This window comes from Zoogloea ramigera (assembly GCF_006539865.1).
GTDB classification, from domain to species: Bacteria; Pseudomonadota; Gammaproteobacteria; order Burkholderiales; family Rhodocyclaceae; genus Zoogloea; species Zoogloea ramigera.
The window spans coordinates 1-10,172 of the sequence record NZ_BJNV01000106.1; the positions used below are offsets into that span (position 1 = coordinate 1).

Consider the following 10,172-nt stretch of genomic DNA (forward strand, 5'->3'; position numbering starts at 1 on the left):
AAGTTGCAGCAACGCTTACTTCTGCGGTCTTTGACGAAGTGATAGACGCCGATACGGTGAAAAAGTGGTGGCAACGACGTGACGTTGAAAGTAGTCAAGGGGACACTTCCGAAAAATCTCCATAGGGAAGCGTCCCCGACAATCGCGCAGGGGATTCAGAGAATGCCGCCATGTGCTCCGGGCAGTTCCGGGGCGATCCAACAGGATGCAAAAACATGGCAATGCAAGTCACCAGCGCCCCGGGCACCCCCCTTGTAATCCTTCGCCGCCCCGAAGTCGAAGCCCGTACCGGGCTGGGCTGCTCCACGATCTACGACGGTATCAAGGCCGGCACCTTCCCGGCCCCTATCCAGCTTGGCCCCAAGGCTGTCGGCTGGGTTGAATCGGAAATCAACGCATGGCTTGCCGCCCGCGTGGCGGCTCGTGATGCGGCCCGCAACGCTCCGGGCGAGGGGGTGCGGTAATGCCTGCCAAGCCCCCAACAATCGGCCACCTGGCAGACACCCGCGCCCGCTGGCGTGAGTACCGTTCTGCCGCCGCTGTGCGAGCCGTTGCCGATGCGTATAGGCAATTCCTTGTCGAAGCCGGCGGGGACGAACAGGCCGCCTCGAACTTGACGCGGGCATGGGCAGTGCTGGTCAAGCGTGACTTCCCCGGAATGCCGCCTGAGATCTATACGGCAGACTCGCTGAATCGTTGGTTTGATGACTATCAACGAACAGGGGCGAACGGCAGCAATGATGCTTGACTCCTCTTCTGTCCTGGCCCAATTCCGGGCCGCCGCCGAAGCCCGCGGCCTGCGCCTGCCCGACCATATCGACGCTGACGGCAAGCTGCACCGCTGCGAGCTGCGGGACGGACCCGCCCGCAAGCTGGATGGGGCCTATCTGCTGCACCTCGACGGTGTGCCGGCCGGTGGCTTCCAGAACTTCCGGGATGGCCTGGATTGGGAGAACTGGCGGGCCGACATCGGCCGCCAGCTCACGCCCGAAGAGGAAGCCGCCAACCGCGCCCGCATGGAAGCCCAGCGGGCCGAACGCGAGGCCGAAGCCAAGGCCAAGCGCGAGAAGGCCCGGCGGAAAGCCAATGCGATCTGGAGCGCCGCCAAGCCTGCCCCGGACGATCACCCTTACCTGCAACGCAAGGGGGTTCCGTCATTCGGCCTGCGGGTGGCCTCCTGGCCGAAGTGGCAGGAGGTGCGCCCCGGTGAATGGCGGGAGGAACGCATCCCGGGCGCCTTGCTGGTGCCCATGCGCAGCCCATCGGGCACCCTGCACAGCCTTCAGGCGATCTACGCCGACAAGGTGGACGGACGCGACAAGGACTTTCTGCCCCACGGCGAGAAGGCCGGCAAGTTCCATCTGATTGGCGAGATCGCCCCCGAGCTGCCCGTGTGCGTGGCCGAAGGCTACGCGACGGCCGCCAGCATCTACCAGGCCAGCGGCTGGCCGGTGGCGGTGGCCTTCGACGCGGGGAGCCTCGAAGCCGTGGCCCGCGCCCTGCATGAGGCACACCCGGGTGCCCGCTTCATCGTGTGCGCCGATGACGACGCCTTCGGCGAGTGCTTCGCCTGCAAGGCCCCGGTGCGGGTGGCGGATGGCGACACCTGCCCGGCCTGTGGCCAACCCCACAAGCGCCGCAACGCGGGCCAGCTCCGGGCGCGGGAAGCGGCCCGGGCGGTGGGCGGTGTGGTCGCCTCGCCCGAGTGGGCGGCCCCGGCCGGGCGCTGGCAGGGCTACCAGGACACCCGCAAGGCACCCACCGACTTCAACGACCTGGCGAACAGCGCCAACGACGGGGAAGGCCCGGCCGCAGTGCGCCGCATCCTCGACGCGGCCCGCGCTTTGCTGGAAGGCCCGCAGGGCGACGAAACGCCCGCCGATGCACCAGCCCCCACGCCCGAAGCCGAAACGCCCGCCAGCGGCCCAGAAACGGCCCCCGCTCCGCCTTCTGATGAACCCGAGAAGCCCGCCAAGCGCACCCGCTCGAAAGCCAAGGGCAAGGCGCCGGGTGTGCAGGCGCCCGCGCAGGGTGGCGAAGTGTTCGAGCTGCGCGATGGCAACGACGGTCGGGGCGTCTATCGCCTGAAGGTCGAACGCCGCGGCGACGGCTTTGAACAGGTTGAACAGTTCGTGTGCGCCCCTCTCGAGATCACGCACCAGGTGCGCGACGCCCGCGGCGAGAACTGGCAGCGCCTGGCCACGTTCAACGATCACGACGGCCGCCGCCGCCGGGTGTTGGTGCCCGATGAGATGCTCGAAGGCGACGGCGCCGCATTGGCCCGCCTGCTCCGGTCACAGGGCCTGTTCATCGGCGACAACAAAGGAGGCTTATTGAAAATGCATATAAACCGCAGCCGCCCACCAGCCCGCGCCCGCCTGACCGGCCGCATTGGCTGGCACGATGACTGCACCGAGCCGGGCCGGTGGTCCTTCGTCCTGGGGGGCGATGCCGACCCGCTCGCCCCCGAGGGGGCGGAGCTGTGGCTGCACGCGGCACAGGGCAGCGGACATGCACAGTTCAAGCAGGCCGGCACCCTCGAAGACTGGCGGGCCAACGTGGCGGCCCTGGCGGTAGGCAACAGCCGCTTGACCTTCGCCCTGTCGGCCGCCTTTGCCGGGGGCCTGTGTTGGCTGCATCCGAACGTGTCGGGCGGCTTCCATTGGGCCGGCGGCTCGAGCCTGGGAAAGTCTGCCTTGCTCTACTCCGCGGCGAGCCTGTGCGGCCCTGCCGCGTACCGCAAGACATGGCTGCTCACGGCGACGGCGATTGAAGGCGTGGCCGCCGGGCACTGTGACGCGCCCCTCCTGCTCGATGAACTCAAGCAGGCCGGCAACCCGCGGGACGTGGCACAGGCCGCCTACATGCTCACCAGCGGGCAGGGAAAAGGGCGAGGCCAAGCCGCCGGGGGCCTGCGGGAAACCGCGTCCTTCTCCCTGCTCTTCCAGTCAAACGGGGAAATCGGCCTGACGCAGTTCCTCGAAGAGAACCAGGAACGGGCTTACGCGGGGCAGGAGGTGCGCTTCTGTGAGCTGCCCGCCGATGCCGGCGCCGGCTTCGGCTGCTGGGATGTGCTGCACGGCCTGCCCGATGGCGCCCGCTTCTCCGAAACCCTGCAACGCAACGCCGCGAAGCACTACGGCACGGCTTACCCCGAGTTCATCCGCCGCGTGATCGGGGAGCGGGAAGCGATGCCCGCTCAGTTCGAACAGCTCCGGTGCGCCTTCGAGGAACGTGCCCTGACCAACAAGGCCGGCGGGCAGGCGATCCGGGCGGCGACGCGCTTTGCTGCGGTGGCCTACGCGGGCGAGAAGGCTACCGAGTGGGGCCTGTCCGGGTGGCCGCAGGGTGAGGCCGTCAAGGCTGCCTTCCGCATGTTCAAGGACTGGCTGCACGCCTTCGGGGGTGAAGAGAACCGGGAGCCCCGCAAGATGGTGGAACAGGTGCAGGCGTGGATTCAAGCCCATGCAGGCGCCCGCCTGGAAGACTGGCGACGCCCGAGCATCAGCGACACCCACGCCCCGCGGACGATGAACCGGGCCGGCTGGAAGCGCCCGACCAAGGACACGGCAAGCCTCAATGAGCCTGACCATGTTTTCGAGTACCTGATCTATCCGGCGGTGTTCAAGGGCGAGCTGTGCAGCGGATTTGACCCGGCACAGGTGGCGAAAGAGCTGGCCGCCCGGGGTCTATTGGTGCGGGACGGGGCACACTTTCAAGCCAAAGCGAGGGAGCCCGGCGCCGCCAAGCCTGGGCGCTTCTTCATGCTTGCTCCTGGCATTCTGGAAGGACTCGACGGCAATGATTGATTGGGCGTCACTTGTGGCCGATTGCGCCGCCGAACAGGCCGAAAACCCCGATTTCGGCCCTGTGTTCCCACAAAAAGTGGGAACAGATTCGGGGGAAGTGGGAACAAAAACAACTTCACAAGCCATTGAAAAAAAACATGTTTTTGAATCCGTTCCCACTGTTCCCAGTGTTCCCACCGTTTTTGAAAGGACGAGGGTAAGCGAAGACGAAAAAAACAATCTATTGTCATTTCCAGAACCGGGAGGGGGTGGGGTTCAAAGGCAATCTGCGCCGCATAAAACAACCCTCGAAACATCTTGCCGAACCTGTGCCCACTTCCGACGCCCCGGCCTGTCTGACGGCTACTGCTGCGAGCGTGACGACCTGCCCCCCGCCTACACGCCCGGGCACCCCCTGCGCAAGCTCCCCGACGATGGCGGGGCGAGCTGCACCGCCTGGCGGCTGCATCCCTACATGTGACCCACGCACCAAGCCGGGGCGGCACCGGGGCGAGGGGGGCGGTTGAATCTCCGGGCGGCCCCCCGCCGGGACCGTCTGGTTCCTCAAATTTTTACGGTCGCAAGTTTTGGAGTTTTTATTTTTGGCCGGATGCGGCCCTTTTCAGACCGTAAAGCACTGGTTTTTATGGATTTTCGTCCTTTTTGCGTCAAACCGCCTGCCCCGCTGGTCCTCGAAGCGGTGGGAACAGTGGGAACAGTGGGAACAAGCGACGAGAAGCCAGCAACGGCGCGGCTTTCCAAGGGTCTATGTTGTTCCCACTCTCAGTTCACTAAGTGGGAACAGTGGGAACATCCTTCCCTCTGCCCGCTCTTGCTTCCGTGCCTGCCAACCACGGCGCGAAAAGGCGCCCCGCGCCCGCTCCCCCCGGTCGGGCTCGTGCTTGCATCATGCTTGCCCCTGCCAAACGCGGCGCAGAAAGCGCCCTCGGCGCCCCACCTTCCGGCCTCGCTGGCGGCCGATCCGGCCCGCCCCTGTGGCTTCCACCTCACCCGGCTGCTGCACGGCCCACGGTGGCCGGCTGGCGGCCTGTACAGGTCGCCCCATCCGCCGGCCGGGGCTGGATCTGAACCAGGATGCGGGCGCCCGGCGGGGCCGCGTCAATACCGCTTGACGCGCCCGTCCCTGTTCACGCATCATGCCCACGTCGTCTAAACAGTGACGGCCGGGTTTGGAAGCCCGAACGACAAAGGCGGACACAAGCCGCCAAGCGGCTTTTTTTGCGTCCGTACGCCCGTGGTGCGCCCTCGATCAATGGCGGGCCGGGCGGGGAGGCTTCGGCCTGCCGGTTCCTTTGTCCCGGTCTTCCAACCCCGCTTTGGCCCGCCCCCCGTTTGGAAGCGAGGGGCGGATTAAGTCCGACAAAGGAGCCCTGCACCATGGCAACCAACGCCCCGGCGTGCGTGCGTCTGCACACGCCCCGCCGCACCCTCAAGCTGTTCCCGTCCCTCGCTCTCTATCGCGCCCTGCGCCCCTTCACCGGCCCCATGCTGGCATGGCGTGTGGCCTTCGGCAGGAGGGCCGCAGCATGAAACCCCCGCTTACCTTCACGGCTACCGGCCCGGTGTATGCCTTCGTTCCTGGCGTGAAAACCGGCGACATCGTCGACCAGCTCAACGCCCGTCAAATTCAGCTTGAATCCATGTTGGCGATGACCTTCGGCGAAACCGGCGAAGCCTTGCGCCGCCTGTCTGATGGTGTTCAAGACAATTACATGTGGGCGTGCAGCATGATCGCCCATGAGATCCGGGAGCTGACGGAAGCCCTTCAAGACCGCCAAGCGGCGGAAAGGGGGCAATCATGACCGCCCCCAAGCCCCCCGCCCCGGCTCCGGCCCGCCCCCGCCAGTTTGCGGCCCGTGAGGCCAGCCCCCTTTATGCGTCGCCCCTCGCCCGCTGCCCGCTCGACCCCGCCGCCATGGACCGGGAAGACAGGCTGATTGCCCGCGCCAAAAAGGCATTGGCCCGCCGCCTAGCAGCGCCCGGCGCTGCGATTGGTTCGCCTGCTACGGTGCGTGACTTCCTGATGTTGGAACTTGGCGAAGAGGCCCGAGAGGTGTTCTGCGCCCTGTTTCTCGACGCGCAAAACCGGGTCTTGTCGTTTGAACCCCTGTCTGCCGGCACCCTCACGCAAACCAGCGTTTACCCCCGGGAGGTGGTGAGGCGCTGCCTTGAGCTGAACGCCGCCGCGGTGGTCTTTGCCCACAATCACCCGTCTGGTGTGACGGAGCCCAGCAAGGCCGATGAAGACCTGACGGACAGGCTCAGGGCCGCCCTTGCGATGTTTGATGTTCGCGTCCTGGACCATTTCATCGTCGGCGGTGCGTCCCGCCCCCTGAGCTTTGCAGAAAGGGGGCTGCTGTGACCGCTCCCACCTTCACCCCTGGCCCCTGGCGTCGTGTCGGCCATCGCACCATTGCCGCCGGCTCCGGCCCGGATGCTGTGACCGTCTGCGAAGTCTTCTCGGGCGGTGTGGGCGTCGACCAGGCGGACGCCAACGAAACCTTGATCGAAGCCGCCCCCGAGCTGCACGCCGCCGCGGCGGAGATCTTCGCCTGGATCGATAGCGGCTTTCTCACGGTTGGCGTGCTGGCCGATGACAACCCGGCCCGGGTGGCTGCCTGTGGCAGGGCAATCGATACGCTTGCCGCGGCCCTGGGCAAGGCTTCCGGCGCCGGCCTGGATGCCGTAACCGTCTGTGAAGTCTTCTCGGGGGGCGTTGGCGTCGACCAGGCGGACGCCAACGAAGCATTGATCGAAGCCGCGCCCGAACTGTACGCCGTCGCCCGCGCTGCGGAAGCGATGCTGATCCGCCAGAAATGGCGGCCCGATCCGTCGTCACCCGAGGGGGCGCTGCTGCTTGCCTTGCGGGCCGTGCTGGCCAAGGTTTCGGAAGGCGGTGCATCGTGACCGCCCCACGCTCCGACCCCGCCCCGGCCTTCTGGCGGTGCTCACCCGGCCGGCGCCTGCCGGCCTATGCCCGAGATCTGGCAGACGCCCGCGCCCGTGATCTGGTGCCCGCGCTCCGCCAAGTCGTGGTGTATCTCGACCGCTGGCCGGTGGCCCCTGTTACCGGCCTGGGGCTGGCGATCTGCTGCCCGCCAGGCACCGACCCGGCCCGCCTCGATTGGCGTTACCTGGCGGCCCTGTCGGTGCTGGTGGTGACGCCCCCGGCCCCCGATGCCGGGCGCCTGCGGACGCTGCTTGCCGAGCTGGTGGCGGTGTGCCCCTTGCGACTGGTGCTGCTGCGCCCGGGGGGCTCCCCTGCTGCGGAGTTCATCGTCAGTGCAGCCCACGGGCAGGAGGTGCAGCCATGAAGGCCCCACCCTTCGAGCCCGCCAGCCCGGCCGAACGCGCCGCCCTGGCCCCCGCCATCGGCGACCCCCGCACCTGGCCGGCGGCATCGTGGCCCGACCCGCAACCGCTGCCCGAGGGCCTCGCCCCGGTGGCCCCCTTCGATCACGCCATGCTGCCCGACCGCCTGCGGCCGTGGGTGCAGGACGTTGCCGAGCGGATGCAGTGCCCGCCCGACTTCGTGGCGGTGCCCATGGTGGCCGCCCTGGGGAGCCTCATCGGCCGGCGCTGTGCGATCCGCCCCCAAGCCTTCAGCGACTGGCAGGAGCTGCCGAACCTGTGGGGCTGCATCGTCGGGCGGCCGGGCATGATGAAGAGCCCCGCCATGATGGCGGCTCTTGCTCCGGTGGTCCGCCTCGAGGCCCGGGCGCTGGAAGAATGGACCGCCGCACAAGGCCAGTGGCGGGCAGAAAGCGAGATTGCCAAGGCCCGCGCCGAAGCCCGCAAGGGCGAGGCGACCAAGGCGCTACGCAAGAACCCGGACGCCCTTGTCGACGTGGCCAGCTTCTTGACCCCCGAGGCCGATGAAGCGCCGACCCTGCGCCGCTACACCGTGGCCTCTGCCACCGTCGAAGCCCTGGCCGAAAAGCTGATCGAAAACCCCCGCGGCTTGCTGGTGGTGCGGGATGAACTGCCCGGCTGGCTTGCTGGCCTTGACCGCGAAGACGCGGCGGAGCTGCGCGCCTTCCTGATGACCGGATGGAACGGCAAAGACGGCTGGACCTTCGACCGCATCGGCCGCGGACATCGGCGCGTCCCGGCGGTGTGCCTGGGGGTGGTGGGCGGTGCCCAGCCCGGCCCCCTGGGGGAATACCTGCGGGCCGCCATGCGGGGTGGGGCGTCGGACGATGGGATGCTCGCCCGCTTCGGCTTGCTGGTGTGGCCCGAGGCCGGCGGCAAATGGAAGAACATTGACCGCATCCCGGACGGCCCCGCCAAGCAAGCCGCCTTCACGGTGTTCGATGAACTCGACGCCCTCGACGCTATCGCCCGTGGGGCGACGCAGGAAAGCGAGGATGCGCCGCCCTTCCTGCGCTTCGACCCCGAGGCCCTCGAAGCCTTCACGGACTGGCGGTGCAGCTTCGAGGCGGGGTTACGGTCGGGCGATCTGTTCCCGGCCCTGGAATCCCACCTTGCCAAGTATCGCAAGCTGGTCCCGGCCCTCGCCCTTGTCTTCCACCTGGCGGACGGGCACGGCGGCCCGGTGGGCTTTCCTTCCACGCTCCGGGCGCTGCATTGGGCGGTGTATCTCGAAAGCCATGCCCGGCGCTGCTATGGCGTGGCACAGGCAGGCGAGGCGGACACGGCCCGGCGGATTCTGGAGCGGATTGCAAAGGGCGATCTGCCGCGGGAGGGCTTCGGGACGCGGGACGTATGGCGCCCTGGGTGGTCGGGCTTGGCCGATCAAAAGCAGGTGGCCGCCGGTCTGGATCTGCTGGCGGAGCTGGGGCACCTCGAAGCCTGGCAGGAGCCGACCCGCACCAAGCCGCGAACGCTCTACATCGTGAATCCGAAGTCTTCACCGCCCGCCATGGCGAGACACTGAGCGGGCAGTTTTCCCCACATGTACCGGGGAGCGCACTGTCAAAACTGTCTTTTCTCAATTTGGCAGTTTTGGCAGTGACCCCGCGGGGGTGCATGGGGGAAATTTCGGGGCGATCAAGCCCGGCACCAGGCCGGCGGGCGCCGGCTTCGCCTACCCTCGCCCCGGCGCCTTGATCGTCTCCGACCTGGGCGCCCCTGCAGCCCCTGGCGGCTCCGCCTGACCGACGATCACCCGACCCTGCCCGAGGCCGGGCACCATGCCGCGGGGCGCCGGCTTCGCCTGCCCTCGCTCCGGCGCCTGGATCTGATTGCCGAGCTGGGGCACCTCGAAGCCTGGCAGGAGCCGACCCGCACCAAGCCGCGAACGCTCTACATCGTGAATCCGAAGTCTTCACCGCCCGCCGGAGCGAGACACTGAGCGGGCCGAATTTCCCCCACATGCACCAGGAAGCGCAGCTTGTGCCGTTGTTTTCTACGCTGCAAGCGTATAGGCTTTATCACCATATGGTCTTCATTGAACTCACACCCTTCCAAGCCTTTCGCCGTGAAAACTGGACAGATGAAGACCTGCGGGGCCTTCAGTCCGTGCTGATCGAACGCCCGGACGCCGGCCCGCTGATACCGGGAGCGGGCGGCCTTAGAAAGCTGCGATGGGCCATGCCTGGCCGGGGCAAGCGTGGCGGAGCCCGCGTTATCTACTACTGGCGAACGGCGGCCGATGTGGTCTATCTGGTCTTTGCCTACGCCAAGAACGACCAGGAAGACCTGACGCCGGAACAGGCCCGGCAACTGGGAAGGTTGATTGAAGGAGTGCTTCGCGATGAATGAAAAAGACTTTGCATCCCTGATGCAGAGCGTCAAGGAGATGACCGCCCACATGCGCGGCGAGGAGGTGCCGGGGCTCAAGGTAACGACCATCCCCGACCCCGATGTACACGCCATCCGTGAGGCGGCCGCCGTCACGCAAAAGGAACTAGCGGCCCTGCTGGGGGTATCCCGCCGCACCGTCGAGAACTGGGAACAACGGCGTACCCGCCCCACGGGGCCGGCACGGGCGCTGCTGCGGATTTTTCAGCACGACCCGCGGGCGGCGGTCAAGGCTTTGCAGGGGTAAGGGCACAACCGCCAGCCCGACCAGGGACGCAACGCACAGAGGCGCCGGGCATGTCCCGGCGTTGTGCTTTCTGGGGCCGGTGTGAACATTTCGGATAGCTCAAAAGGTATAGGTTTTGAGCTAGGGTAAATCCGGCCTGTTTTGGATGGCTCAAAACCGTTGTTTTATATTTTGAGCTAGGTTAATATCTGAGCCGTACATTTTGAGCCAGAAAGAAGCCCGCCATGTCCACCATCGTCGCCTATGCCCGCGTCTCGACCGATGACCAAACCTGCGAGAACCAGCGCCGCACCATTTTGGCCCGCTACGCCGTGTCGAAGTGGTTCACCGATGACGGGGTATCGGGTGCGATC

At 66.9% G+C, this 10,172-nt stretch carries 13 protein-coding genes; all 13 read left to right on the forward strand.

Features of this window, described 5'->3' with window-relative positions; all coding sequences use genetic code 11:
* The first annotated feature begins 215 nt into the window (after positions 1-215).
* Entirely contained in the window at positions 216-464 is a 249-nt protein-coding gene (locus tag ZRA01_RS18930; RefSeq protein WP_218028762.1) for a helix-turn-helix transcriptional regulator, read from the forward strand.
* Positions 464-748, forward strand: a complete 285-nt coding sequence (locus ZRA01_RS18935) for a hypothetical protein (RefSeq protein ID WP_141354939.1) — start codon at positions 464-466, stop codon at positions 746-748. The genes ZRA01_RS18930 and ZRA01_RS18935 overlap by 1 nt, the downstream gene beginning before the upstream one ends.
* Positions 738-3,809, forward strand: coding sequence for a DUF927 domain-containing protein (locus ZRA01_RS18940; RefSeq protein ID WP_170183030.1), 3,072 nt, complete (start codon positions 738-740; stop codon positions 3,807-3,809). The genes ZRA01_RS18935 and ZRA01_RS18940 overlap by 11 nt, the downstream gene beginning before the upstream one ends.
* Positions 3,802-4,269: a hypothetical protein gene (locus ZRA01_RS18945; RefSeq protein WP_141354941.1), complete on the forward strand. Its 468-nt coding sequence runs from the start codon at positions 3,802-3,804 to the stop codon at positions 4,267-4,269. The genes ZRA01_RS18940 and ZRA01_RS18945 overlap by 8 nt, the downstream gene beginning before the upstream one ends.
* 917 nt (positions 4,270-5,186) lie before the next feature.
* Positions 5,187-5,339 (forward strand): hypothetical protein, encoded by a 153-nt coding sequence (locus tag ZRA01_RS20645; protein ID WP_170183031.1) that lies wholly within the window; start codon positions 5,187-5,189, stop codon positions 5,337-5,339.
* A complete protein-coding gene (locus ZRA01_RS18950; RefSeq protein ID WP_141354942.1) occupies positions 5,336-5,611 on the forward strand; it encodes a hypothetical protein in 276 nt (91 codons plus the stop codon). The genes ZRA01_RS20645 and ZRA01_RS18950 overlap by 4 nt, the downstream gene beginning before the upstream one ends.
* A 113-nt stretch (positions 5,612-5,724) precedes the next feature.
* Positions 5,725-6,171 carry a RadC family protein gene (gene radC, locus ZRA01_RS18955; RefSeq protein WP_141354943.1) on the forward strand — a complete coding sequence of 149 codons (447 nt, stop codon included), beginning with the start codon at positions 5,725-5,727 and terminating at the stop codon, positions 6,169-6,171.
* Entirely contained in the window at positions 6,168-6,716 is a 549-nt protein-coding gene (locus ZRA01_RS18960) for an XkdD/Y8K6 family phage-associated protein (protein WP_141354944.1), read from the forward strand. The genes radC and ZRA01_RS18960 overlap by 4 nt, the downstream gene beginning before the upstream one ends.
* A complete protein-coding gene (locus ZRA01_RS18965) occupies positions 6,713-7,123 on the forward strand; it encodes a hypothetical protein (protein ID WP_141354945.1) in 411 nt (136 codons plus the stop codon). The genes ZRA01_RS18960 and ZRA01_RS18965 overlap by 4 nt, the downstream gene beginning before the upstream one ends.
* Positions 7,120-8,706 carry a YfjI family protein gene (locus ZRA01_RS18970; protein WP_141354946.1) on the forward strand — a complete coding sequence of 529 codons (1,587 nt, stop codon included), beginning with the start codon at positions 7,120-7,122 and terminating at the stop codon, positions 8,704-8,706. The genes ZRA01_RS18965 and ZRA01_RS18970 overlap by 4 nt, the downstream gene beginning before the upstream one ends.
* 437 nt (positions 8,707-9,143) lie before the next feature.
* The gene (locus ZRA01_RS18975; RefSeq protein ID WP_246093760.1) at positions 9,144-9,533 is read left to right on the forward strand and encodes a type II toxin-antitoxin system RelE/ParE family toxin; all 390 of its coding nucleotides are present in this window, start codon (positions 9,144-9,146) and stop codon (positions 9,531-9,533) included.
* Positions 9,526-9,819 (forward strand): helix-turn-helix domain-containing protein, encoded by a 294-nt coding sequence (locus tag ZRA01_RS18980; protein WP_141354947.1) that lies wholly within the window; start codon positions 9,526-9,528, stop codon positions 9,817-9,819. Before ZRA01_RS18975 ends, ZRA01_RS18980 begins: the two co-directional genes overlap by 8 nt.
* 224 nt (positions 9,820-10,043) lie before the next feature.
* The coding region (locus ZRA01_RS18985) for a recombinase family protein (RefSeq protein ID WP_170183032.1) at positions 10,044-10,172 on the forward strand (129 nt) is incomplete at its 3' end.

Excerpts from the sequence above, each read along its gene's own strand:
- ZRA01_RS18980 (WP_141354947.1), top strand. The coding sequence starts at position 9,526 with ATGAATGAAAAAGACTTTGCATCCCTGATGCAGAGCGTCAAGGAGATG.
- ZRA01_RS18945 (WP_141354941.1), top strand. The coding sequence starts at position 3,802 with ATGATTGATTGGGCGTCACTTGTGGCCGATTGCGCCGCCGAACAGGCC.
- ZRA01_RS18950 (WP_141354942.1), top strand. The coding sequence starts at position 5,336 with ATGAAACCCCCGCTTACCTTCACGGCTACCGGCCCGGTGTATGCCTTC.
- radC (WP_141354943.1), top strand. The coding sequence starts at position 5,725 with ATGGACCGGGAAGACAGGCTGATTGCCCGCGCCAAAAAGGCATTGGCC.
- ZRA01_RS18935 (WP_141354939.1), top strand. The coding sequence starts at position 464 with ATGCCTGCCAAGCCCCCAACAATCGGCCACCTGGCAGACACCCGCGCC.
- ZRA01_RS18940 (WP_170183030.1), top strand. The coding sequence starts at position 738 with ATGATGCTTGACTCCTCTTCTGTCCTGGCCCAATTCCGGGCCGCCGCC.
- ZRA01_RS18930 (WP_218028762.1), top strand. The coding sequence starts at position 216 with ATGGCAATGCAAGTCACCAGCGCCCCGGGCACCCCCCTTGTAATCCTT.
- ZRA01_RS20645 (WP_170183031.1), top strand. The coding sequence starts at position 5,187 with ATGGCAACCAACGCCCCGGCGTGCGTGCGTCTGCACACGCCCCGCCGC.
- ZRA01_RS18970 (WP_141354946.1), top strand. The coding sequence starts at position 7,120 with ATGAAGGCCCCACCCTTCGAGCCCGCCAGCCCGGCCGAACGCGCCGCC.
- ZRA01_RS18975 (WP_246093760.1), top strand. The coding sequence starts at position 9,144 with ATGCACCAGGAAGCGCAGCTTGTGCCGTTGTTTTCTACGCTGCAAGCG.